Origin of the sequence: Quisquiliibacterium transsilvanicum, assembly GCF_014202215.1 — a bacterium.
In the GTDB taxonomy this organism is placed as follows: Bacteria; Pseudomonadota; Gammaproteobacteria; order Burkholderiales; family Burkholderiaceae_E; genus Quisquiliibacterium; species Quisquiliibacterium transsilvanicum.
Window position 1 is genome coordinate 1 of sequence record NZ_JACHGB010000004.1, and the last position, 24,365, is coordinate 24,365.

Here is a 24,365-nt window from a genome sequence, read left to right on the forward strand (position 1 = left end):
GAGGCAAACTATTACCGGAAAATCACCCGTCAGATCACCGAGGTGGTGGCCTGACTTAACCCAAAGAGCCTCCGCGAAAGCCGGGGCGGTTCAGGATCGCCTCTGCGTTGTCCGGGGAGTGGCGCCCGGCGCGCAGCTCCACTGAGCCTGCAGGAGGCATGGCAATAGTCCGCCAACCAACTGCAGGGGCACTACCAGACAGCGACGACCAGGCCAGCAGTAGCTCCTCATTCGGACGGGCCATATTCCTGCATCCAGTAGAGGAGGTTTACTTCGTACGCAACGCTGATCGGCTTGTCGCTGGCAGGGAACGAAATGGCGAAAGCCATGATGGGCTTGCCCCATCCCGGAACGATCAGCTTCGAGGGATCCTTGACCTTGCCCACGTAGGGAGCGAGCGGGTACAGCAGCAGGAGTCCGCAATCCACCTCACCCCCAAGCTTCGCCCGCGCCTCTCTCATGCCCTTACCGCTAGGCCTGCTGGGTAGGGTGACGCGACCTCGCGCGGGATCGGGCTTCCAGGCTTCTTGCGTGAGCGCCAGCGCCCGGCGCCACGCGTCGTCGTTGAGGTCGATGCCTTCGTCCTTGGGGTCTGTAAGCACGCCGATGGCGAAGCTGGTCGGATCCCTCTTCTCCAGGTCCTCCGGGTCCTCGGTCTTGCGAGCAATGAACGATTCAGCCGGATCTACGCCGGGGAACGTGTGTGAATCGCCAACGCCATCGCCGCCGCCAAGCAATGCGACGCTCCACTGGGTCAACTGGCCAGTCCCGACCATCTTGGAGATGAACTCAGCAAGCACCGCGGCCTTGGCGCTGGTCGCGTTCGGATGGGTCGCATAGGCTCCGAGGAACACGAGCACCTGTGACACATCGACGTTCTTCCAGAGGCGAGCGTTCGGCCACGAATCGGCCGCGCCATCGCGGGTGTATCTTAGCGACTCCACCCACGGCTTGCCGAGCGAAGCGAGCAGGGCATCCGCCGCGTCCAAATTCTGCCTTTGAACATTGGAGTCACGATGGAAGAGAATGGTTTGTGGACGGGAGCCGCTGTAGGTAAGGGATAGAGTCTGCGCGTTGCGCATCTTCAGCGGCGAGGTGACAGTGAGCACCTCATGCGACTTCACCTTGAGACCGTACTGTTCCGGCGTCAAATTGGCGTTGGCCATGAAGTCAAACTCGTCGCGCAGCTCTTCTGACGCGTCAGCGATATGGCCGAACCACTTCACGAGATCGGGTGAGGTATAGAGACGGCAGAGATCAAGATAGCCGGGACGATACCCAAACCATCGTCCCATCTGCATCAGCGTGTCATACATCTTCGTGGTCCGCACGAAGTAGCTTACGCACAAACCTTCGAGGGTAAGACCTCGAGCGAGCTTGTCACCGCCAATGGCAATAACCCTGAGGGCCGCACCTGGCGTCGCGTAGTCAAGTGCGTCCTTCGCAGTACCGTTGATAGAGCGAACGTCGATGTCGTCGAGGACATCCGGCAGCGTGGCAAGCACCCTTTCCCAACCAGGCATTTCCGGGGGGCGATCCTCCGCAGGCGAGAGCTCGGCAACTTGGTCGCGGATCGGGATGAAATCATCCTCCCAAAGCTTGCGCAATTGGCTAAGCAGCTCGCCCGCCTCGTTGCCGCGAGTTATCTTCTGGCGCATTCGGCGCACCGCCTCCGCGACCTGCTCGCGTACATGCTTCTGAACGTCAACGTATCGGGTGACGTGGATCAACATGGAGCAGTGCTCGTTCCCTTGCCCTCGCAACTCACGTGCGACGCATGCCAAGACGAAGGAGCCGATGGCTTCTTGCAGCGAAGGCGGAATGACTTCTCGCCCCTTGTAGGTTGGAACGTGAGTCTTTCTGTGCTTGGGCGGCATCCAGCCTGAAACCGTCCCCGGATCGTAGTGGTCCAAGACATCTCGAGAGAGGGGGAGTGCTCCTTGGCGCCCATCTTCCGTCATCCTCCCGAACATTCGCGCAGGGCCAACGTAGTTCGACGGCGCGGCGAGGTTGATGATGAAGGAACGTGGGAACAGATCCGGGCCCTCCTTGGCCGTGGCGCCTTTGTGGTGGATGAAAATGTTGGCGAACGGCGTGGCCGTGTAGCCCACGTAGGCCTTGCGAGTAAAGGCGTGTAGCACTTGCCGGATGAGGCTGTTAATGGTCTTGGGTTGATGCTCTTCATCCGGCGTCCCGTCGTCCTTGAACATCTGCTCGCCCGTATCCACGGAAGCGTTGTCCGCCTCGTCGTCGATCATCAGCAGCGGCAGCTTCGTCACGAGCTTCCGGGCGCCGCTCGTATCCGAGGTATCGGCAACGCGCGTTTGTATCCAGTTCAGCAGGGCAGTTAGGACCGTCTTCTGCTTCTTGACGACGAACAGCCAAGGGCGTTCCTCTGGTGAGATGCCATGGAAGTGCCTCGCGATGGACTTGTTGAAATCACCATTCTCCGCGCGCGTGGTCGCGGAGTTGGTCTTCAAGTCGTCCCCGAATTCAGCGACGCCGATCGGTATGCCGGGGTCGCGATCGTTCGTCGTCTCGTAGCCCAGAAAGCTCTCCTCAAGCCTCATTTGGGTCTGCGAGCGAAGATTGTTGTGCATGCCCGCCAGTACGATGATGATCTTGTAGCCCGCATCGGCGGCCTTACATATCAACCCGGAATAATTGCTGGTCTTGCCGGACTGCACATGGCCGACGACAAGGCCGCGGCGATCCCAAGGGTCGGTTCGCTGCGGGTCCTCGAGAAGGCTGAGGATGTCATCGGTTGCTTCGTTGAGGCCTTCGACTACGGTGTCGGAGAGTTTGGATTCCAGGAAGTCCCGGTAGCGTCGCCAGTAATGCCAGTCGCGCTTTCGGGCGGCCGTGAGCCAATCGCGGTGCCCACTGTCATCCTTGAGCGTGGTGGCTTTTCCAATCCAATGGCTGAAGCGCTGAATCAGAATGGCAACTGCCGTTTCCTGGTCCACGGGGAGCGGCGAGCTCCCTGCGAAAGCAGCCGCGGCCATCTGCACCTTCTCTACGATAAAGGCGGGAGTAACCTTGGATTTGTCCTTCTCGGCCTTAACTAGTCGCTGCGCGGTGGCAATGACGTTTTCAAGCAGCTCCGCTTGCGCGGCCACATCTTCTACTGCGGTCAATCGTTCCTCCCCAGTCTTTCGACGAGCTGCGGGTATTTCTGGAATGGTTCAGTCCTGAGCATCGACCTGCGGGCCTCCTCGACGCTCAGGCCCTTTCGTGCGATGAGATCCATGAACAACACGTTTGCAACCTCGATCACGGCCTCGTTGGGCTCGCCCTCGAAGCCAGTTCGCGGCGTCTCCTTGTTCTCGGCGGTATCAAGCCAGACGCGCTGCACCGGGACTGTTTCTTCAATCACCCGGAGCATCGACTTCACGAGCGGCTTCAGCGAGCCAGCGCTTTCCATGACGGCTGCAACCGACGGGTGCGCTTCGTCGATCCGATATCGCAAGCCAGACTTGAGCCTCTCCACGCGCCATGCCTGTTCGATAGGCTCGTTGCCAGCAGCTGGAGCCGGCGACCCACGATAGGCGAATACGCGCCGGGCGCGGTCCCGAGTGTTCTCGGCCAGCAGGGTGAGCCAGGGGCGCAGCGACACCGGAGGCCGAGCCACCGACTTACGGACATCGATCTTCCAGTCGGCATCGGCCGTATTCGGGATATCCAGGCGGATGCGGGCTAGGCGATGTGCCTCTTCCCGGTTCCAGGCGCGGGCGCTGCCCAGCCCGAGCCATCCACCCGCGACCAATAGGCGCTCATTCCGGTAGACGTAGAAGCCCTGCTGCGCGGTCCATCCGGCAGGCCCGGCGTTCTCCTCGAACTCGGAATTGGTCAACCTGTCGCGGTGAGGCAAGACGTGACACTGCACCGAGACGATTCCGTAAGCGGTCTGGTGATTGGTGACCGGTGATGTCCAAGGCTTCGCCGGATGCCCTGTCATGAAGGGGTCCCAAGCAGAGACAGGCCGACCATTTAGCAGCAACTTGAGCCGGGCACGGGGTCCTTGAATCAACCGGTGGAAGACCATCGCCAAGTGGGACTCGACGTTGTCGATTAGATCGTTGAAGTTGTCTGCGGTGTAGCCGTCGGTGACGATGCGGTCGAGCGCCTCCCAGAGGACGAGAGTCCCAGAATGCTCGCCGTCAAGGCTGGCGAGATGCACCTCAGAGCCCGCGGCAGGGCCTTCAAACAGTAGCCATTCGTCGTCGGGAAGCGCAGCGAGTTCGTCGAGGTCCCATCGCAGGCAGCTCTTGGCGCCATGTTTGACGCTGGCGACCGTCAGCCGACGGCATTGAGAGAACGAGGCCGTCTTCAAACCCATACCGAAGCGGCCAAGATCATGCGCATCACGCTCAGCCAACGGGTTTTTGTCGCCCATTCGCATCGCACTTTCGAGCTCCGCGTCGCTCATTCCTACGCCGTCATCGAGGATCGCGATGCGGGTGCCAGCCCCATCCCATCTGGCTTCAATGCGTACTTCGCCTGCTCCCGCGGAGATACTGTTGTCCACGATATCCGCAACGGCCGCGGCAGTCGAATAGCCCAAGCCCCGCAGCGCTTCGAGCATTGCCATGGGGCGCGGAGGTGCCTTTCTGGTCCTTTGCTTCATTTCCAGTAGCCTTCCCCCGGCCAAGGGGCGAAGCCGAAGTCAATCAGTCTACGTACCAAGTGGCGGTACCGAGAGTCCTCTATATTTCGCACTCGCACCCAGATCCGGCCTGAGTGCCCACCCCTTTCGTCGTCAACGGCAACGCCAAGTGCGGCGGCATGGGCCAGCAATTGGTCAAGGCGCGAAGACCGGGCGCGGGCCGCAACGTTGGAAACCGCTGATGCGGACACAGGCAGGCCCTGCGGTCGAGATTTTTCGGACCTGTCGTGAACTTCGATGCGCTCGCGTTCGCCCCGCTCCTCTCCACAGCGCCCACCCCTCTGCCGACCATTCCTTGCCGTCTGAATAAGAGGCTTAGTGCGTTCGCGAGTATTCGTCGAGACACGGACCCTCAGCTTCTTGAGGGCGCTTGCTTCAATTTGACGGATGCGTTCGCGGGTGAATGCAAAACGTTGTCCGATCTCGTCCAGTGTCAAGGAATCCCGCACCCCAAAACCATAGCGAAGGCGAAGAATCATCCGATCTCTAGGCGACAATACCGACAAGAGATCGTCGAGCAATCGATGGAGCTCGGCACTGGTAACTATCTCGACTGGATCCGGAATTCTGAAGATATCCAGCGCTTCTATGGTAGCAAGTTCGTCGGTTGACAGAGCCTCAATTGAGAGTATCTCGGACGTAACGCGCCGGAGGGCGGCCACCTTCTCGGCAGGTATGCCGACACCCGCTGCAAGCTCTTCGGGAGACGGTGCGCGACCGAATCGGGACTCGAACACCTCAGTCTCTCGGCTTAGGCGCTGGTATTTCTCGTAAACGTGTACAGGAATGCGGATTGTCCTGCCCTTGTCTGCGATATGACGACCGATTTGCTGCCGAATCCACCATGTTGCATAAGTAGTGAACCTGAAACCGCGCCGCCAATCGAAGCGTTCAACCGCTTTGAGCAGCCCGATATTCCCCGCCTGGATCAAGTCATCGAGCGGCTCTCCGCTGTAGAGATATTTCTTGGCGAGATGAAACACCAGCCTTAGGTTCGCGGCCGCCATGCGATCGCGTTCCTGCCGATACGAGGACATCGCCTGAACGTATCGTGCGCGGGCCGAGGAAGAATCTGGGCACTCAATGTCGCTCAACTCCAGCATGAAGCGGCGGCTGAGCCGGAGAGCCGCGAGCGCTTCGCGCACTGCTCTCCATGCCGGAGTGTGCAGCTCGGAGTCGACAGACGAGGCGCCGAGCTGGCGAAGCGCATCCGTAAAACCGCTATCGACTAGATGAAACTGCGCATCAGAACGGGGTACAAGATCGCCCGCCAGGGGCTCTTCTTCCTCTCCAGCAGCTAACGCTTCTGCACGGGGATCCTCTGAGATGACGAGTTCGGCTGACCTACTCCCGAGCGACATCCAAGCTAACGGGCGAACCCCTGCTTTGATTTCTGCCCCCACAGCCAGCGTCCATGCAACGCCTCCTGGCCAGGCAGCCAACGCATCGAGGGCCGCCTGCAAAGCCATCTCCATGGCTTGACTAAGAGCTACCTCGTCTAGCGCCGACATGAGCCGAAAGCGCCGGAGCTCCCGCAGATAGATCTGCAGCGGCTCATTGCGGGAAGACTCCGCGCTTTCGATGGCGGCGAGCGCCTCATCAACGGCATCCTCTTCCTCGGGTGTCTCCTCGGGATTCAGGATGACCTCGAAGCTGTCGGCGGCGGCGAGGTACTCCAGTCGCTCGTCCACGTCGGCCCCCAGATCGTTGATCACTCTACGTAGCCTCGCCACCGCTTCGAGGTTGAGCGATTGGTCGTCGTAGCTAGTCGACAACTCCGCAAGAGCCCGGCTAGGAACGCTCCCCTCGCGGATCGCACGGAGAAGCAGAGGGCGCAGCCGCGCGCGGGCCTCAACATTTCCGGCGCGCGCGAACGGCGAGGCCTGTATTGGCAAATCGACGTCGATGTCGCTCCATTCCGCTGAGGAATCCACCGTCTCATGCTTGGAGATGGCAACTTGGATCGCAGTAGAGTCACGTACGATCGACAGGTCAGTCTCTGGTGGGCTGCTCTCCTCCTCCGCCTCCCAACCAGACAAGTCGAACTCGGATGGACCATCCAGATCAACAGTTACGTCTGCTGCGTGCAAGACGGGAGGCTTACCCAGGGGGATCCCCGCCGCCGGGAGCGTTCCAAGCGCCAAGTGCGCTGGCCGAGCATCGGCTGGACGTACCTCGACGCCAGGTCGGCTGCCTGGCTCGATGGTGAAGGCTTTCGATCCGCCACCAGAAATCGGAGGCGATGCCTGCACCATGCTGAGAATTTCAGCTGTCTCGTGCGCCCCTGCGGCGACCGCAATCTCGTGGGCAGTCTGGCCGGAGGGGGCGAGCAGACGCGGATCAGCCCCCGCAGCCAGGAGCAGGCTGCAGATGTCGGACCTGTTCCGGGCCGCGGACAGCATTAGTGGCGTCATGCCGTTGACGTCGCGTGCGTTGAGGTCGTCGCCTCTCGCGATGTGGAGTCGCACGGCGCTTTCAACACCTGCCACAACGGCCATGCGAAGCAATTGGCTAAGAGACCAAGAGTCAGCGACACCAGACGCGGTCACGGGCGAAAACCCAACGCGCGCTGATGGCGATCGCCTGCGTTCAATCCTTCAACAAGCGCGCAACTCATCTCGACATCCGGCGCACTGAAACGCTCTGGCGCACGATCATCCCTATGTATCGGTCAACGCTGCCCAGTTTATTTGCTTGAAGAACCTACTGCGGGGAAGAAGTCACTCTCCGGCGCGGCCTACCGTACTTCGAGCTCAGATTTTGGTAGAGCGTTAGACCCTCATCAACCCAAGGGTTCGCGGTTATCAGCTGGCTGCGCGAAGACCGCAAACCCACTCCAGATTTCACCACCAGAGTCCTGGCATTGGCAGAAGCGCTGGACGGCGTGCACGCTGCGGCTCGCCAGCCGATTCCTTGAAAGCCCTGCATGCAAGTGCTTCCCATGCGCCGACACTGGATCGCAACCTCATGGTATCGCTGCAAAGGTGATCTTCGCGACCGCCGAAGTCTGCAATGCCATCAGCACGGCAATCGAACGGCCAGGCGAACCCACACGCTGAACGCCATCGAGGTCATCGCCAACGCATTCGGCATGGACGTCTTCGAGTTGTTCGATCGCGTCCGAAGGCACGACGCAGCCGGTCGCTGAGCAAGCGTCGATCCAAACGCCCGCACAGACACTCCCTCCCCCGTCCTGCTGAACCCCCACCCTGTTCGGGTTTCGGGTTCAGGTCGAGGAAAAGGAGTCTCTTTCCCCCTGGGGGAGGCGCGCGTTTCTCCACGTCCAGCGCCGTCGGCGCCCGAGCGGCGCTGAACCCCGCGCCGCTCGAACGGCCCGCTCCTGTGTCTGTCGTCCCTGGTGGTCATCCCGACCCCGGCAGACGCAAGGAGCCGTTCATGTTCACTTCGGGCATCGTTGTCTTTCTCTCGGCCGTGCTGGTGCTGGCGAAGTTGCCGCGTCGCTGGCTGCTGCGCCTGCTGCACTACAGCCTCGCCGTCGACCTCGCCGTGTCGGCGATCGTGCTGGCGCTCCACTTCGGCACCTTCAGCGGCGTGATGGCCGCCACCTTCGCCGGGCTGCTCACCAGCCTGGCCACCAGCGCCGCCAAGCGCGCCTTCGGCCACATCCAGGGCAACCTCTACTTTCCCGGCTGGCTCACCCTCGACGTGAGCGGGCGCGCATGAACGCCGCGCTCGCCTTCATCGTCGAACTGGTGATCACCGTGCTCTGCACGGCCACGGTCTACGCGCTGAGCTTCATCGGCCGCCGCCGCCGCTAGCTCCACCTTCCAATCTTCCAATCCACGCCCCGTCCGGCCCCTGCCGGCGGGGCGTTCGTCATTCTGAGGAGTTCGTCATGTCCGACCTCTACGAGGCCGTCACGGCCCGCATCGTCGCCGCGCTCGAAGCCGGCACCCCACCGTGGATCCGCCCCTGGTCGACCGACCCGGCCGATGCCGCCCCCTGCAACCTCGCCACCCGGCGCCCCTACCGGGGCGTCAACGTCCTGCTGCTCAACCTGCAGGCTGCCGCCTGCGGCTATGAGCGCAACCGCTGGCTCACGTTCCGCGGCGCCCAGGCGCTGGGGGCGCGCGTGCGCAGGGGCGAAACGGGCACCCCGATCGTCTTCTTCAAGCTGAAGGAGGTTCGGGGCGAATCCGAGGTCTCCGAGGCCGGAGGCGACGTGCGGGTCGTCCCGCTGCTGCGCACCTTCACCGTCTTCAACGCGGCGCAGATCGAGGGCCTGCCGCCCGAGCTGCTGCCCCAGGGGCCTTCGGCGCCCGCCTGGAGCCCGCTGGAGGCCGCAGAGGACGTCCTGTGGGCCTCCGGAGCGGAGATCCAGCACGGCGGCTCCAAGGCGTTCTACGCGCCCAGCCAGGATCGCATCCAGCTGCCGGCGCGCAGCGCCTTTCCCGAGGCCCGCGACTACTACGCGGTCGCGCTCCACGAGCTGACCCACTGGACGGGGCATCCGAGCCGCTGCAACCGGCCGCTGATGCCCCGCCAGACGATCGAGGCCTATGCCTTCGAGGAGCTGGTCGCCGAGATGGGCGCAGCCTTCCTGTGCGCCCACGTCGGCATTCCCGGCCGGCTCGAGCACGCCAGCTACATCGAGAGCTGGCTGAGGGCGATGCGCAGCGACAAGCGGCTGATCTTCACGGCTGCCAGCCGTGCGCAGGCCGCAGCCGACTACGTACTCGGGCTGGCGTCCCCCCAGGCGGCCGAAGCCGCGGAGGTGGCCGCATGAACGCCACCCGCCATCCCACCGTTACCCGTGCGCTGCGCCTGCTCGCCAGCGAAATGGCCGAGGGCGACGTCCTGTCCTCGCCCGCCGCCGTGCGCGACTACCTGCGCCTGTCGCTCGGGGATCGTCCGCACGAGGTGTTCGCGGTCTTGTTTCTCGACGCCCAGAACCGCGTGCTGGAGAGCGTCGAGCTCTTTCGCGGCACGCTCACGCAAACCTCGGTGTACCCGCGCGAGGTGGTGGTCGAGGCGCTGCGGCGCAATGCGGCGGCGGTGATCCTCTGCCACAACCACCCCAGCGGCGTGGCCGAACCCTCAACGGCCGACCGGCTGCTGACCCAGGCGCTCATCCGGGCGCTGGAGCTGGTCGACGTGCGGGTGCTGGATCACTTCATCGTCACCCGCCGCGAGACCGTGAGCCTCGCCGAGAAGGGCTACCTCTAGCCCGCTGTCCCCTGCCGGCCTTGCGCCGGCATCCCCACGCGCCCCGGTCGAGCCCCGTGCTCACCGGGGCGTTTTCGCTTCCCCCACTGGAGAGCACCATGTCCGCCAACGACAACTACTTCCTGCGTCTCAGCCGCATCAACGTCAACGACCACGTCGAGAAGAAGGGCCAGTTCACCTACCTGAGCTGGCCCTTCGCCGTCGCCCAGCTGCGCCAGGCCGACCCCACGGCCACCTGGGAGGTGCGCCGCTTCGAGGGCCTGCCCTTCCTGCGCACCGAGACCGGCTACTACGTCGAGGTCGCCGTCAGCGTCCAGGGCGTCACCCTGAGCCAGATCCACCCGGTGCTCGACGGCAAGAACCGGCCGATCTTCGAGCCGACCTCGTTCGACATCAACGCCTCGATCCAGCGGGCGCTGGTCAAGGCGATCGCGCTGCACGGCCTGGGCCTGTACATCTACGCCGGCGAGGATCTCCCCGAGGCCGACGCGGGGGAGGCACCGGCAAGACCGGCCGAACCCCAGCCGGCGCGGCCCAAGGCGCCGGTGTCGAGCCTGCCCTCTGCAGGCCGGGCCAGCCCCGCGCAGCTGCGCTACATCGGCCGGCTGCTCGACGAGACCGGCAGCGACCTGGAGCGGCTGCTGGAGTTCTTCGGGGTCGACGAGCTCGACGAGCTGACCTCCCAGGCCGCGAGCCGGGCGATCCGAAGCCTCGAGTCCAAGCGGAGGGCTGCATGATGGCCACCATCGTCAAGCTCCTGCAGGGCAGCCCCGAGTGGCACGCCCACCGGCTGGCCCATCGCAACGCGTCGGAGACGCCCGCCGTCCTCGGCTTGTCGCCGTACACCACGCCACTGCAGCTGTGGCAGCAGCGCACGGGGCGCGTCACCGTCGAGACGACCGCCGCGATGGCCCACGGCACGGCCACCGAGCCGGAGGCACGGGCCATGTACGAGACCCTCACGGGCAACGTCATGCAGCCGCTGGTGCTCGTCGACGGGGAGTACTCCGCGAGCCTGGACGGCATCACGCTCGACGGCGATGTCATCGTCGAGATCAAGTGCCCGAAGAGCAAGACCTCGTCACTGCTGCAGGAGGCTCGCGCCGGCCGGGTGCCAGTGCATGTCTACTGGCAGATGCAGCACCAGTTGCTGGTGAGCGGTGCGCGCCTCGCCCACCTCTACGTCTTCGACGGCAAGACCGGCATCCTGATCGAGCAGGCGGCCGAGCCCGATTGCTGGGAGACGATCCGCCAGGGCTGGGAGGCCTTCATGGCGCATGTGCGTGATGACACCCCGCCGCCGCTGTCCGAGCGAGACGTGGTCTTGCGGACTGATCCGGAGTGGGAGACGGCCGCGCGGGAGTACATGGCGCTGAAGAGCGCCGCGGAGGCCGTGGCCGGTGAACTGGAGGCGGCGAAGCAGCGGCTGGTGGCGCTGACGACGCACACCTCCGAGCAGGGCTTCGGCGTGACGGTCAGCCGCTACCTGAAGACCGGGTCGGTGGACTACAAGAAGGTGCCCGAGTTGGCCGGAGTCGACCTGGAGCGGTATCGGGGCGCTGCGCGGCAGGAGGTACGGGTGACGGTGATGAAGTAGGGCAGGGCGTCAGTCCCACCAGCGTCCCATGGGACACTGGTGGGACACTCCCTGAAAATGAGCAGCGGCTTCCGACAACTCGCCGCAACTGTCGAAAGCTGCTAAGTTGTTGATGTTGTTGCGTTAGTTCGTTGTGCATTGTTGTGAACTGCGGGCCTGGGGGCGACTCATAATCCGTTGGTGCCGGGTTCGACTCCCGGGGGGCCCACCAGGAAAACCAATAGCTTAGGGCCTGATTCGGACCCCGGCCGCTCGGCGGTTTTTGGCTTGTAGGTGTTCTGTAGGTGTTGTTGACCGCGGCCGGCTCCACGCGGCTTGGTTGCGCGGCGCGCCCGCGCCCGCAGTGCCGCGCAGCGGTGCCCCGGCGCGAGCTCCAGGGTGGCAGCCAAGGCGGCCCGCCGGGAGGGCGCAAGTGCAACCGATACGTCAGCCCCGAGCAGGCCGACATCGAGCAGTTCTTCGAAATCGGCCGGCGCAGCCCGCCAATGCGGGTGCCGCCATTGGAGGTGTTCGACGCCGGGCCGCGCGCCGGTTAGTCGCCCCGGGCGCACATCCTGCGCCCGGCGTCCGCCATCCTCCGTGGATGTCCAGCTTCCGGGCCCATATCGATCCGCGCCCCTGCCGCTACTCGACCAGTCCGAACACGAGACGATCGGCTATCAGGACTCCCCTGGCGACGCGAACCGCCCCAGTCCCATCTCCACCAGCCCTTCGGCCCGGCGCATCAGGAACAGCGCTTCCAGCCCCATGCGCTGCGCCATTGCCAGGCCTTCGGCGGGCCCGGCCACCAGCAGGGCGGTGGCCCAGGCGTCCGCACGCATGCAAGTGCGTGCGAGCACGGTGACCGATGCGACGGAGTTGTTCACGGGCGCGGCGCGGCGCGCGTCCATGGTGTGCGAGAGGCGCGCATTGCCCACCTCCAGATAACGTCGGTAGTCGCCCGATGTGGCCACGGCCAGGTCCTGCAGTTCGATGACCCCGTGCACCGCACGGTGCCCGGGCTCGGGGCGCTCGAGCGCCACGGCCCAGGGCGCGCCGCTGGCCTGGCTGCCCACGGCGCGCAGCTCGCCATCAAGCGCCGCGAGTGCGTGCCGCGCCCCGTGCTGATGCAAGACCGCGGCCATTCGGTCGACCGCGTAGCCTTTGGCTATGCCGCACAGGTCAAGCTGCAGCGGAGCACGCTTGCGGGCGCGGCCTGCGGGCAGTTCCAGCTCGAGGCTCTCGTGCGTCGTGAATGGCGCAGCCTGGCGCGCGGCGTGAATCGCCGCGGCGTCGGGCGCATCGCGCATCGCACCAAAGCCCCAGGCATCGACGAGCGCCCCGACGCCCGGGTCGAATGCGCCCGCGCTCAGGCGGTGGATGTCCAGCGCGCAGGCCAGCACTTCCAGCATCTCGGCGGGCAGGTCCACCCATGCGCCCACGGGCGCGCGGTTCAGGCGAATGAGGTCGCTGTCGGGCTTCCAGGGGGACATCTGCTCGTCCACCTGCTGCACCGCTGCGGCGAGGTCCTGCCGCAGGGCCGTCAGGTCCAGCGTGTCGTCTGCGTACACGCCTGCCGACCAGCGCGTGCCCATGGCCGGGCCCTGCAGGGTTGTGTGGGTGCCGGGCGCAAGGCGGTCAGAAGACGTCTTCGGCATAGCGTTCCTTCGCTTTGAGCTGGCGCACGCTCAGGTGCAGCGGTGCGAGCAGGGCGTCCAGCGTCTCGGCCACGTCGTGCGCCATGGCGCGGCTGCCGCAGACGCGCACGATGGCTCCGCTGCCCAGCAGACCGCGCACGCGCTCGGCATCGCGGCGCAAGGCATCCTGCACGTAGCCACCGCCGTCGGGTACGCGCGAGAACGCAGTCTGCACGCTCGCGAGACGCCCTTCGCCGAGCCAGCGCTGGATCTCGGGGCCGAAGTAGAAGTCTCGCGAAGGGTCGCGCCCGCCAAAGTACAGATGCATGGGGATGTGCCTGTCGTTGCGGCGGATGAAGCCGGCCAGTGGCGCCACGCCCGTGCCCGCCCCGATCAGCACCACGGGTCGCCGCGTGCGCGGCAGCGCAAAGCCGTCGTTGGAGCGGATGAAGGCCGTGATTCGATCCCCGGGCTGGAGGCCCAGCAGGTGCGTGGAGCACAGGCCGCCGGGCATCTGGCGCACGCAGATCTCCAGGAATCCGTCCGCCGAGCCCGATGCCAGCGAGTAGTAGCGCGGCACGGCCTGCCCCGGCGGCACGATTCCCACCAGGTCGCCGGCCGCAAAGCGCGCCAGGCCGAGTCCGCGCAGGCGCGCGAGCCAGCCCTGGGCGGGCCACGAAAAGCGCAGGATCGCCGTGGGTTGGTCGGTGCGCCCAGGGTAGTCCTGCCGCGCCACGAGCGTGAGGGCGGTGGTGGGCGGCACGCGCGGCACATGCTCCAGCATCAGGGGTTCGCCCAGCGCCTGCGACAGGGCTTCGCCCCAGCGCGCGAACTGCTGGCTCGATTGGTGGTGGATGCGCTCCAGCGGCAGCAGCGCGGGCCAGCCTTGCGCGCGCAGGGTCCGCTCCAGCGCTTCGGCGAAGCCGCAAAAGGCGGGGTACTGGCGATCGCCAAATCCCAGCACCGTCACCGGCACGGCGCCAGAGCTGAGCCTTGCGATGCGCTCGAGGGCGTGGCTGGCGAGGGCCGGCGCCTGGCCCTCGCCGTAGGTTGCTGCGAGCACGAACACTTGACGCGTGGCGGGAGTGGTCTGAAAATGTTCCAGGGCGCTGGTGTGCACACGGTGGCCGACCTGGCCCAGCGCGTCGTGCAGCGCCTGGGCAAAGCCCCAGGTGCTGCCGCCCTCGCTGGCGACGAAGATCAGTGCATCGGCCCGCGCCATGGGGCTGTTGCCGGCGATGCGGGGCGTCTGGCGGCGCGCCTGCCACCAGATGACGATTCCCGTCAGCCAGAACAGCAGCACGCTGGCGCCCGCGACCGCGAGCACCACGGCCCAGAGCCAGGCTCCTTCGCCGGTGTGAAGCACCACTGCCCAGTCGTAGATCCGCTGCGCAAGGGTGGTGTCCTGCCAGGCGAGCGTCTGACCCGAGTACCGGTCGATCCAGCCTTCGCCCTGGCGCGTGGACACTTTCCAGACGTCCTCCGGGTCGGCGGCGTCCGGGAAATTCAGTCGGCGCAAGTCGCGCACCGCAAGGTTCTGCAGGATGGACAATTGCGCGCCGGGCAATGCGGTCTGGCCGGTGACCACCGAGACCACCTCGGGCTCGCTTGCTGCGTCCAGCGCCACCAGCCCCATGGTCGTGGCGCTCATGTACAGCGCCGTGAGCGATGTCAGGCACAGCACCGCGAGCACGACCCGGCCCACCAGCACGTGAAGGCGTTGCGCAAGCGATCCACGCACCCGCCCCGCCAGCCGCCGCCAGCCGCCCATGCGGCGCAGCAGCAGCACGAGGCCCGAGAGGGAAAGCGCCGCCATGGCCAACGCAATGCTGGCTGCACCCCAGCGCCCGGGGTCGCCCAGCAGCAGCGAGCGGTGCAGGTTCTTCAGCCAGCGCGGCAGCGCCGAGGGCTGCCAGGCGCCCAGCACCCGACCGTCATCAGGATGCACGTAGGACGCCTGCGCCTGGTCGCCGCGAAAGCTGAACACCACGATGGCGCCCGAGGGCAGGCGGCGGATTTCCTGCGTCCCTTGGACGGTGTGCGCCACACGGTCCACCAGCGTGGCCACCCGCAGATCGTCCGGCGCCGCGGGTGCCTGCCAGGCCTGCTGCACCGGATCGAATGCCAGGAGGGCGCCAGTGATTCCCAGCAGCAGGGCAAAGCTACCGGCCGTCAGGCCCAGCCAGCGGTGGATTGCCTTCCAGCCCACGCGCGGCCTTTACTGCAGCTGAAAGGTCAGCGACTGGATGTATTGCTTGCCGGCCTGTGGCTTGCCGGCGTTGCCGGTGGCCAGCGGCACGCGGATCTCCGACGGGCTGTCGCGCATGTCTTCAGCGGCGGCATCGATGCGGATCTCGTAGCCGGCGTCAATGAGCGCCTCGGCCAGGTCGGCCGTGACCTTGAGTGTTCGCCCTGCGCCCACGCTTGCGCCGGTCACGCCGGCGAGGCGCTTGGTGTCGCTGGCCGACAGGCGGTTCCAGTCGGACAGGTGCTTGTAGTACTTGGCCTTGCCGCCGGCCACCCAGAGCGTGCGGGCATAGGCGCCCTTGGCGTCGATCAGGTATGCGGCCAGATAGGCGCCGTCACCGCCGTAGTTCTTGAGCTGGGCGGTCAGCGTGACCTGGCGGCTGTGCGCTAGGGTGGGCAGGGCCAGCGTGCAGATGGTGGCAATCGTGGTCAACAGACGTTTGGACATGTGGATCCTCCAGTGTGGGGTCAATTGCGCTGGCCGCGCGGCGCGGCCAGCTCTCCGTCACGATCACGTTCCCGATCGCGCTGGCGGTACCCTTGCTTCATCTTCACCACCCGGAGGGTTTCCGGGTCGATCTTGGCCTTGAAGGCACGACCCTGGGCGTCCGTGCCGCGAAGCTCGTAGCAGCCGTCGTCGATCTTCAGCCGCTCGATCTGCCAGGATTGCCGGGCCGCCATCTCGCGCACCGCCTCGCGCGACTGCCAGCGCTCCACCGGCGCCTCGCAATCGTTCCCGGCAAACGTCGGCAGCGCGAACAGCCCCAGTGACAGAGCCAGCAGACTGCGGCGCAGAGAGGACCTGTGACTCATCTGGGGCTCCTTTCCAGCGGGCTTGCGCATGACAGAGGATTCGAGGTGCAGGCGCGACGGGCTCGAGCGGCATTGTGAGGAATCCATCCTGAACGAATGCTGAACGAGGCATTCGTTCGCCGCCCGTTGGCAGCGACTGCAGCCTTGCTCGTGCCGTGGGGGCTTCCTGGCTGCACGCGCAGGCTGGCTGCCTGACTGCTACGGGCCGGATCCAGACCGCGCCAGCAGCCACATCACTGTCCCATACCCCGCAACCGTTGCGAGGCAGGCAAGCAGCAGGCTCGGCCAGAAGGCCCATCCCGCACGCAGCAACACCGGCAGCACGATGAACAGCAGCAGCGAGGGGATCACCAGCCAGAGGATGTCGTTGGCCAGCGAAGCGATGCGGCTCGGCGGCTCGCCATCCAACTGCATCCAGACGAAGGCCAGGATGGAGGTGAGCGGAAGCGATGCGAGCGCAGCCGCCCAGAGGCTGGAGCGCTTGGCGATCTCCGCGACGGCCACGATGACGACGGCGGAGAGCGCGACCTTGAGGGCGTACTGGAACATCGGCCAGCTCAGTGGTCGGCTTCAAGTCCGGACGCCGAGGCGCCGCTGATCAATCCCGCCCGGCTTCCGGGCGGGTCCCCGAGGAGGCAGCCCCAGTCACTCGAGGGTGAAGCCCACCTTGAGCGTCACCTGCCAGTGCGAAACCTTGCCGCTCGCGACGTTGCCGCGGGTTTCGATGACGGAGAACCAGTGGATGTTCCGGATCGTTTCGTGCGCCTTCGCCAGCGCGTTGCGCACGGCGTCGTCGCTGCTGACCGACGAAGACCCCGTGAGTTCGATCGACTTGTAGGTGTGATCCGACATGGCATGGCCTCCTGTGTCTTGCCCTCCCTCATCGGACACCCGGGCGCGGCGTCTGTCAATGGCAGGGGCATGGCTGCGAGCGATTCGCCCTCATGGCCATTCGCTCGACTCGTCAGGACTCGCGCCACCTGAATCGACAGTCTCGCCGGGCTCGTCCTATGAGCCCCGCTCTCAATAGCATCGCGTCACGCCGAACGTTTGTCTCGCTGCATGGTCACCAGGGAATCACCGCTCGTTCGGTCCTTGGGAGCGACTCTCCGGCGCCGATGCGGGTTGGCCGAACCGTCATCCTGGATTGCAGGCCTCATCAAAGGAGAAAGAAGAAAAATGGGTAGAAGCCTTGCTGTTTCGATGGCGGTCGCCGCCTCTGTGCTGGCCGCTGGCTGTGCGACGCCGGCACGTGTCGACCAGATGATCTCCGAACCGGGCATCGCGAAGCGGATCGCCGCCCCGGCTGTGCTGAAGGAAAACGTGGCCCTGAGGGACGTGACGGGTGGCCGCGAAACCAACCCGATGTGGGTGAGCAGCGTCGGCAGTTCCGAGTTCGAGGGAGCCCTTGCAGGATCCCTGCGAGCCGCGGGCATGTACTCCGAGAACCGCCAGGCCGGGCGCTACTTCCTCACCGTGCATCTCGAGAAGCTCGACCAGCCGCTGGTCGGCTTCAACCTGACCGTTACGGCGACGGTCAACTACACGCTCACCGAGAGGGCAAGCGGAAAGGATGTGTTCGCCAGAACGATAGCCACGCCGTACACGGCGAAGGCGGGCGACGCGTTCCTGGCCGTCGAGCGACTGAAGCTCGCGAACGAGGGCGCCATCAGGACGAACATCGCCCGCCTCATCGATGAGCTCATGGCATTGCGAATCGACGGAGTTGCCCTTCGTTAGCCGCCCCTGGCTGCCGGTTCGTCTCATTTCAATCAGTTCTGGAGCTTCAGATGTTTCTCAAACGTCCCGTTTGCCTCGCCCTCGCAATCTCGATACTGTCCGCTGGCTGCGCCACGGCGTCCAAAGACATCTCGAGCGCATATGTCTCGCCCATGCAGTATCAGTCCTACGATTGTGAGCAGCTCACAGCCGAGGTGCAGCGCGTCCATGGACGTGTCACGCAACTTGGGGGCCGGCTCGATGAGGCCGCTAGCAACGACAAGGCGATCATGGGGGTCGGGCTGGTCCTGTTCTGGCCCGCCCTTTTCGCGCTCGGCGGTACCAAGCAGCAGGAGGCTGAGTACGGCCGTCTGAAGGGCGAGTACGACGCCCTGCATCAGGCCTCGATCCAGAAGAAGTGCAAGGGCGCCGTGGCCAACGCCCCCGCCCCCGCCCCGGCGTCGACCGACGTCGTCCGCGCCGAGGCGCAGGCCGCTCCAACGATGACGCCGGTGGTGGCGCCCTCGCAATGAAGGGGCGGGGGCCTGTTCAACCGGTTCTGGCGGCGCAGCGCATCCGCGCCTCGAATGGCGGGGCGGCCGGGGAGGGCTGACCCCGCGACCCGCGACCCGCGAGCGCGGCCAGCCCGGTCCATAAGCGGCCGTCCCCGCCAACGGGCGGATCCACAGCCCCGGTAAAATCCCCCACGCCGCCCGGCCCAGGCCGGGCGATCCGTTTCCAATCACCATCGCCGACTCGGCAGGAGCACACCAAATGAAATTCGACGCAACCACCAGCGCAGTCGTCACCGGCGGCGCCTCGGGCCTGGGCCAGGCTTCCGCGGAGGCCCTGGCCGCCGCCGGCGCCAAGGTCGCGATCTTCGACATCAACGAGGAAAAAGGCACCGCGGTGGCCAAGGCCATCGGCGGCATCTTCTGCAAGGTCGACATCAACAGCGAGCAGAGCGTGGTCGACGGCTACGCCAAGGCGCGCGCCGCCCACGGCCAGGAGCGCATCCTGGTGCATTGCGCGATGACCTCGCGCCGCGGCAAGACCCTGGCCTTCGACAAGGCGTCGAACAAGCTCAAGCGCCTGTCCACCGAGGACTACGAGGCGGGCGTGCAGGGCGTGCTGGTGGCCAGCTACCGCCTTGCGGCGCACGCGGCCGAGGGCATGGCCACGCTGGAGCCGCTCGAGGACGGCGAGCGCGGCGTCATCATCCTCACCGCGTCGGTGGCGGCCCAGGACGGCCAGATCGGCCAGGTGATCTACGGTTCGGCCAAGGCCGGCGTCAATGGCCTGGTGCTGCCGATGGCGCGCGACCTGTCCGACATCGGCATCCGCGTGAACTCGATCATGCCGGGCATCTTCGCCACGCCGCTGATGCTGGGCGCCACGCCCAAGGTGCTCGAGAGCCTGAGCGCCTCGGTGCCCTTCCCGAAGCGCCTGGGCAAGCCGGAGGAGTTCGGCAGCCTGGCGCTCGAGATCGCGCGCAACTCGTACTTCAACGGCCAGTGCGTGCGTCTGGACGGTGCCATCCGCATGACGCCGCGCTGATCCAGCGGGTCTCCTGAAACGGGTGGGCGGTCCGACGGGCCGTCCACCCGTTTTCGTTTCACGCGCCGCCGGGCATGCTGGCAGGCGGAGGAGGAAGGCCGCGCGCTCCGCTGGCGGGCAGGCCGGGAACGGAACCGGCCCGGCGCGCATCCAACGGCAAGTGCGCTCCGGTCGGCGCTCCGTTCAACCCTCCGTTCAGACCTCGGGGAGCTTCCCATGCAAGTTGCAAGTTCGGCCGTGAATGCGATGCCGGCGGTGCCGGCCACCGATGCCGAGATCGCTGCGCGCGCGGCTGCGGGCGATGCCGCTGCGTTCGAGCAGATCATGCGGCGCCACAACCGCCTGCTGTTCCGCACGGCGCGCAGCATCCTGAAGGCGGATGCCGAGGCCGAGGACGCGCTCCAGGAGGCCTACCTGCATGTCTGGCGGGCCATCGGCGGCTTCAGGGCGGACGCCAGGCTTTCCACCTGGCTGGTCCGCATCGTCATCAATGAAGCCCTGGGACGCCTGCGGCGCCGTGGCGCGCAGGTGATCGCCCTCGATTCGCCGATGGAATCCGGTGACGCATGGACGGAGACCGGGATGGAAGGCAACCCTGACGAACGGCCCGATCGCGCCGCGATGCGATCCGAGTTGCGCGCGCAGATGGAGGCGCGCATCGACGCGCTGCCGGAAGCGTTCCGGACGGTGTTCATGCTCCGGGCGGTCGAGGAGATGAGCGTGGAGGAGGTCTCGGCCGCCCTCGGGCTCAGGGAGGCGACGGTCCGCACGCGTTTCTTCCGCGCCAGGGCCTTGCTTCGCGAGGGCCTCGAGCGTGATATCGACATGACCATGGCCGACGCCTACTCCTTCGATGGAGCGCGTTGCGACCGCATTGTGAGGCAGGTGATTGCGCGGCTGGCGGACGGCGGGGGCGCTGCCGTCGGCTGAGGTGCGCTGGGCGCGGGAACGCGGCGGGCGCCGGCGACATCCAATGGGCTCATCCAACGATCGAGGAGTCCGTCATGTCGTTCTTCCAGATGTCTTCCCCCGCAGTTGCGCGCCGCATGTTCCTCGGTCGCTCGGGGTTGGTCCTGTCGGGGGCTGCGGTTGCGCTGCTGGCGGGGAACGAATCGCTGGCGGCGAGCGCCGGCCCTGCGGGCGCCGGTGACGTGCAGATCCTCAACACCGCGCTGGGCGCCGAGCTCGAGGCCGTTGCCGCGTACCAGGTCGGTGCGGAGAGCAAGTTGCTGGAGGCCGATGTGCTGAAGCTGGCGCTCGGTTTCCAGGGGCACCACAAGGAGCACGCCGCCCTCCTGGCCAGGACCGTCGAGAAGCTCGGTGGCAAGCCTGTCCAGCCAAAATCGAAGTACATGTTCCCGGTCGATCAGCTGAAGTCGCAGGCCGACGTGCTTCGCTTCGCAGCCGGTCTCGAGCAGGGCGCGGTGAGCGCCTACCTGGGCGCCGTTCCGCTGTTCGGCGACCGAAACCTGGCAAAGGCCGCGGCGAGCATCCTGGGTGACGAGGCGATGCACTGGGCCATCCTGCGCCAGGCGGTCGGCCTCGTGCCGGTGCCGGGGGCTTTCGTGTCATGAAGCGGCTTGCACTGGCGATCGCCGGTGCGCTTGGGCTGGGCGGCGGCGCGCTGCTGTCCGCCTGGCCAGCCCATGCGGCTGCCGACCCTGCTCGCGGCGAGCGGATCTACGCCCGGTGCCTTGCCTGCCACGCGCTCGCGTATCACCGCGTGGGGCCGCGCCATTGCGGACTGCTGGGCCGCAAGGCCGGCGCGGCAGCGGGCTTCGAGTACTCGCCCGCGATGAGGCAGTCCGGGCTCACCTGGAACGCGCAGACCCTGGATCGCTTCCTGGCCGCCCCGATGAAGGTCGTCCCCGGCACCACCATGACCTACGACGGCGTGCCCGAGCGGCAGGACCGCGCCGACCTGATCGCCTACCTGCGGAATGCGGACAGTACCGAGGCTTGCCGCGCAGGCGAGGCGGCGGGGCGCTGACGGTGGCGCATCGGGCGGGTAGCATCGCCGGTGGATCCGCCCGAGCGGACCGTTCCAACGGCGGATGGAGACGACCCGATGCCCAGCCCGACCCCGCGACCGCGCCACTGGCTGATGAAGTCCGAGCCCGACGAGTGCTCGATCGACGACGCGCTCGCGGCGCCGGGCGCCACGGTGCCGTGGACAGGCGTGCGCAACTACCAGGCGCGCAATTTCATGCGCGACGCGATGCGCGTCGGCGACGGCGTGCTCTTCTACCACTCGGGCTGCGCGCAGCCCGGCGTCGCGGGGATTGCCGAGGTGGCCTCGCAGGCCTGCCCGGATGCCACGCAGTTCGATCCGGCTTCGCCATACTTCGACCCGGCGTCCACGCAGGACAGCCCGCGCTGGCTCAACGTCGACGTGCGCGCGTTGCGCAAGACGCGGCTGCTCACGCTCGCCGAGATGCGCAGCCACCCGGAGCTCGCGCAGATGCAGGTGCTGCGCAAGGGCAACCGGCTGTCGATCATGCCGGTGACCGATGAGGAGTGGCGTTTCATCGTCGACGGGCTGCTTGGGGACTGATCGCCATTCCGCCATCGATGAGATGCGGCTCTGGCGCGGCGTCGAGGACTAAGCTTGCTCGCATCGCTCGCCCGATCGGGCGGGCACGCCGAGGTGCCCATGAGCGATCGCGAGAAGCCTCTTCGCCTGCATGTGCCGGAGCCCAGCGGCCGGCCCGGGCATGCCACCGACTTCTCCTACCTGCGTCTAGCGCCGGCCGGGGCGGCACGTCGGCCGCAGTTGCAGGTGCGGCCTGAGGATACGGCCGACCTCGCGGCTTCGCTGGTGCGCGTGCTCGACGACGAGGGCAGGGCGCTCGGACCGTGGGCGCCCGAGCTGGCTCCGGAGCGGCTGCGCGCCGGCCTGCGCGCGATGCTGGTGACCCGGATCTTCGATGCGCGGATGCTGCTCGCGCAGCGCCAGAAGAAGATCTCCTTCTACATGCAGTGCCTCGGCGAGGAGGCGATCGCGGTCGCTCACGCGATGGCGCTGCGCGATGGCGACATGTGCTTTCCCTCCTATCGGCAGCCGGGCCTGCTGGTCGCCCGCAACGTGCCCCTGGACGAGCTGATCTGCCAGCTGCTGTCGAACGAATGCGATCCGCTGAAGGGGCGGCAGCTGCCGGTGCTGTACTCGCGACGTCGCGACGGCTTCTTCTCGGTTTCCGGGAACCTGGCGACGCAGTTCGTCCAGGCCGTGGGCTGGGCGATGGCGTCGGCGATCAGGGGCGACACGAAGATCGCCTCCGGCTGGATCGGCGACGGTTCGACCGCCGAGCCGGATTTCCACAATGCGCTCACCTTCGCCCACGTCTACCGGGCGCCGGTGATCCTCAACGTGGTCAACAACCAATGGGCGATCTCCACCTTCCAGGCGATTGCGGGCGGCGAGCGCGCCACCTTCGCATCGCGCGGGGTCGGCGCCGGCATTGCATCGCTGCGGGTGGACGGCAACGATTTCCTGGCGGTGTACGCGGTTTCGCAGTGGGCGGCGGAGCGCGCGCGGCACAACCTCGGGCCGACGCTCATCGAGTGGGTCAGCTACCGTGGCGGCGCGCACTCCACGTCGGACGATCCGACGAAGTATCGGCCGGCGGACGACTGGCAACGGTTTCCGCTCGGCGACCCGGTCGATCGCCTGGAGCGCCACCTGATCGCGCTCGGCGAGTGGTCCGCGGAGCAGAGGGAGGCGCTGCGGCGGGACATCGAGGCCGAGGTGATTGCCGCGCAGAAGGCGGCGGAACGCCACGGTTCGCTGGTGGACGGGCGCGTGGCGCCGGCCGATTCGATCTTCGAGGATGTGTACGCCGAGATGCCCGCGCACCTGGTGCGCCAGCGCGCGCAGCTGCGGGAAGAGCTGGCGGCCGGCCGCGGGAGCGGATCATGAGCGGCGCCGGGCTTCCCGCGATCAGTGCCGCGGTCCCGATGACGATGGTGCAGGCGCTGCGCTCGGCGATGGACGTGATGCTGGAGCGCGATCCGGGCGTGGTCGTCTACGGACAGGACGTCGGCTACTTCGGCGGGGTGTTTCGCGTCACCGAGGGGCTGCAGGAGAAGCATGGTCGCACGCGGGTGTTCGATGCGCCGATCTCCGAGGGCGGCATCGTCGGCACCGCGATCGGCATGGCCGCGTATGGGCTGCGGCCGGTGGTGGAGATCCAGTTCGCCGACTACTCCTACCCGGCCTACGACCAGATCGTCTCGGAAGCTGCGCGGCTGCGCTACCGGTCGGCGGGCGACTTCACCGCGCCGCTCACCATCCGCATGCCCTGCGGCGGCGGCATCTACGGCGGACAGACGCACAGCCAGAGTCCCGAGGCCCTGTTCACCCACGTCTGCGGGCTGCGCACCGTGATGCCGTCCAACCCCTACGATGCCAAGGGCCTGCTGATCGCCGCGATCGAGTGCGATGACCCGGTGATCTTCCTCGAGCCGAAGCGGCTCTACAACGGCCCTTTCGACGGCCGTCACGACCGGCCGATCGTGCCCTGGTCGAAGCATCCGCTGGGCGAGGTTCCCGAGGGCTACTACACGGTGCCGCTGGACTCGGCCGTGGTGCGCCGGCCCGGCGCGGACCTGACGGTGCTCGCCTACGGCACCATGGTGCACGTGGCCGAGGCGGGCGCGGCCGAGGCCGGCATCGATGCCGAGATCGTCGACCTGCGCAGCCTCTGGCCGCTCGACCTCGACACCATCGTCGCGTCGGTGCGCAGGACCGGCCGCTGCGTGGTGGTTCACGAGGCCACGCGCACCAGCGGCTTCGGCGCCGAGCTGGCCGCGCTGGTGCAGGAGCACTGCTTCTTCCACCTCGAGGCGCCGATCGAACGCGTCACCGGTTGGGACACGCCCTACCCGCATGCCCAGGAGTGGGCCTATTTCCCGGGCCCGGCGCGGGTGGCGGCCGCAATGCGCAGGGCGATGGAGGCCTGAG

Annotated in this window: 22 protein-coding genes and 1 pseudogene; 14 read left to right on the forward strand and 9 right to left on the reverse strand. The window is 66.6% G+C overall.

Features of this window, described 5'->3' with window-relative positions; translation table 11 throughout:
- Positions 1–227: 227 nt before the first annotated feature.
- Genes HNQ70_RS09500 through HNQ70_RS09510 form a run of 3 tightly spaced genes read right to left on the reverse strand, consistent with a single transcriptional unit; the run spans position 228 to position 7,164 of the window.
- Positions 228–3,137 (reverse strand): Z1 domain-containing protein, encoded by a 2,910-nt coding sequence (locus HNQ70_RS09500; RefSeq protein WP_183966793.1) that lies wholly within the window; start codon positions 3,135–3,137, stop codon positions 228–230.
- Positions 3,134–4,591 (reverse strand): ATP-binding protein, encoded by a 1,458-nt coding sequence (locus HNQ70_RS09505; RefSeq protein WP_246434893.1) that lies wholly within the window; start codon positions 4,589–4,591, stop codon positions 3,134–3,136. Before HNQ70_RS09505 ends, HNQ70_RS09500 begins: the two co-directional genes overlap by 4 nt.
- A 32-nt stretch (positions 4,592–4,623) precedes the next feature.
- Positions 4,624–7,164 carry a sigma-70 family RNA polymerase sigma factor gene (locus tag HNQ70_RS09510; protein WP_246434894.1) on the reverse strand — a complete coding sequence of 847 codons (2,541 nt, stop codon included), beginning with the start codon at positions 7,162–7,164 and terminating at the stop codon, positions 4,624–4,626.
- Between the two features lie 898 nt (positions 7,165–8,062).
- Here HNQ70_RS09510 and HNQ70_RS09515 point away from each other — a divergent pair.
- The 5 genes and pseudogenes from HNQ70_RS09515 to HNQ70_RS09535 all read left to right on the forward strand — a co-directional run bounded on the left by HNQ70_RS09515 (position 8,063) and on the right by HNQ70_RS09535 (position 11,450).
- Entirely contained in the window at positions 8,063–8,350 is a 288-nt protein-coding gene (locus HNQ70_RS09515) for a hypothetical protein (protein WP_183966797.1), read from the forward strand.
- 172 nt (positions 8,351–8,522) lie between these two features.
- Positions 8,523–9,275: pseudogene (locus HNQ70_RS09520) on the forward strand (ArdC family protein); the annotation flags it as partial.
- Positions 9,230–9,853: a RadC family protein gene (gene radC / locus HNQ70_RS20640; protein ID WP_425504350.1), complete on the forward strand. Its 624-nt coding sequence runs from the start codon at positions 9,230–9,232 to the stop codon at positions 9,851–9,853. The pseudogene HNQ70_RS09520 and the gene radC, both read left to right, overlap by 46 nt.
- A gap of 98 nt (positions 9,854–9,951) precedes the next feature.
- Positions 9,952–10,590, forward strand: a complete 639-nt coding sequence (locus HNQ70_RS09530) for a Sak single strand annealing protein (protein WP_183966803.1) — start codon at positions 9,952–9,954, stop codon at positions 10,588–10,590.
- A complete protein-coding gene (locus HNQ70_RS09535; RefSeq protein ID WP_183966805.1) occupies positions 10,587–11,450 on the forward strand; it encodes a lambda-exonuclease family protein in 864 nt (287 codons plus the stop codon). The genes HNQ70_RS09530 and HNQ70_RS09535 overlap by 4 nt, the downstream gene beginning before the upstream one ends.
- Positions 11,451–12,109: 659 nt before the next feature.
- On the opposite strand, the gene HNQ70_RS09540 is transcribed toward HNQ70_RS09535, so the two are convergent.
- From HNQ70_RS09540 to HNQ70_RS09565, 6 genes are all read right to left on the reverse strand, one after another.
- Positions 12,110–13,087, reverse strand: a complete 978-nt coding sequence (locus HNQ70_RS09540) for an FAD:protein FMN transferase (RefSeq protein ID WP_183966807.1) — start codon at positions 13,085–13,087, stop codon at positions 12,110–12,112.
- Entirely contained in the window at positions 13,068–15,275 is a 2,208-nt protein-coding gene (locus HNQ70_RS09545) for a PepSY domain-containing protein (protein WP_183966809.1), read from the reverse strand. The genes HNQ70_RS09540 and HNQ70_RS09545 overlap by 20 nt, the downstream gene beginning before the upstream one ends.
- Before the next feature lie 9 nt (positions 15,276–15,284).
- Positions 15,285–15,761, reverse strand: coding sequence for a DUF2271 domain-containing protein (locus HNQ70_RS09550; RefSeq protein ID WP_183966811.1), 477 nt, complete (start codon positions 15,759–15,761; stop codon positions 15,285–15,287).
- A 20-nt stretch (positions 15,762–15,781) separates the two neighbouring features.
- Entirely contained in the window at positions 15,782–16,126 is a 345-nt protein-coding gene (locus HNQ70_RS09555) for a PepSY domain-containing protein (RefSeq protein WP_183966813.1), read from the reverse strand.
- A gap of 198 nt (positions 16,127–16,324) precedes the next feature.
- On the reverse strand, positions 16,325–16,675 hold the full coding sequence (locus HNQ70_RS09560) for a DUF3147 family protein (protein WP_183966815.1): 351 nt from the start codon (positions 16,673–16,675) through the stop codon (positions 16,325–16,327).
- A gap of 96 nt (positions 16,676–16,771) precedes the next feature.
- On the reverse strand, positions 16,772–16,978 hold the full coding sequence (locus HNQ70_RS09565; protein ID WP_183966816.1) for a dodecin: 207 nt from the start codon (positions 16,976–16,978) through the stop codon (positions 16,772–16,774).
- A 327-nt stretch (positions 16,979–17,305) separates the two neighbouring features.
- Here HNQ70_RS09565 and HNQ70_RS09570 point away from each other — a divergent pair, with 327 nt between their 5' ends.
- The 9 genes from HNQ70_RS09570 (at position 17,306) to HNQ70_RS09610 (ending at position 24,364) form a co-directional block, all read left to right on the forward strand.
- Entirely contained in the window at positions 17,306–17,866 is a 561-nt protein-coding gene (locus HNQ70_RS09570) for a hypothetical protein (protein ID WP_183966817.1), read from the forward strand.
- Positions 17,867–17,916: 50 nt separating this feature from the next.
- Positions 17,917–18,378, forward strand: coding sequence for a hypothetical protein (locus HNQ70_RS09575; protein ID WP_221302750.1), 462 nt, complete (start codon positions 17,917–17,919; stop codon positions 18,376–18,378).
- A gap of 241 nt (positions 18,379–18,619) precedes the next feature.
- On the forward strand, positions 18,620–19,402 hold the full coding sequence (locus HNQ70_RS09580) for an SDR family NAD(P)-dependent oxidoreductase (RefSeq protein ID WP_183966818.1): 783 nt from the start codon (positions 18,620–18,622) through the stop codon (positions 19,400–19,402).
- Positions 19,403–19,618: 216 nt separating this feature from the next.
- The gene (locus HNQ70_RS09585) at positions 19,619–20,332 is read left to right on the forward strand and encodes an RNA polymerase sigma factor (protein WP_183966819.1); all 714 of its coding nucleotides are present in this window, start codon (positions 19,619–19,621) and stop codon (positions 20,330–20,332) included.
- A gap of 74 nt (positions 20,333–20,406) precedes the next feature.
- Complete coding sequence (locus HNQ70_RS09590) at positions 20,407–20,976, forward strand: ferritin-like domain-containing protein (protein ID WP_183966820.1); 570 nt, start codon at positions 20,407–20,409, stop codon at positions 20,974–20,976.
- Positions 20,973–21,392 (forward strand): c-type cytochrome, encoded by a 420-nt coding sequence (locus HNQ70_RS09595; protein ID WP_183966821.1) that lies wholly within the window; start codon positions 20,973–20,975, stop codon positions 21,390–21,392. Before HNQ70_RS09590 ends, HNQ70_RS09595 begins: the two co-directional genes overlap by 4 nt.
- Before the next feature lie 78 nt (positions 21,393–21,470).
- Positions 21,471–21,956, forward strand: a complete 486-nt coding sequence (locus HNQ70_RS09600) for an EVE domain-containing protein (protein WP_183966829.1) — start codon at positions 21,471–21,473, stop codon at positions 21,954–21,956.
- A 99-nt stretch (positions 21,957–22,055) separates the two neighbouring features.
- Positions 22,056–23,321, forward strand: a complete 1,266-nt coding sequence (locus HNQ70_RS09605) for a 3-methyl-2-oxobutanoate dehydrogenase (2-methylpropanoyl-transferring) subunit alpha (RefSeq protein ID WP_183966831.1) — start codon at positions 22,056–22,058, stop codon at positions 23,319–23,321.
- Positions 23,318–24,364, forward strand: coding sequence for an alpha-ketoacid dehydrogenase subunit beta (locus tag HNQ70_RS09610; protein WP_246434895.1), 1,047 nt, complete (start codon positions 23,318–23,320; stop codon positions 24,362–24,364). Before HNQ70_RS09605 ends, HNQ70_RS09610 begins: the two co-directional genes overlap by 4 nt.
- Position 24,365 lies beyond the last annotated feature (1 nt).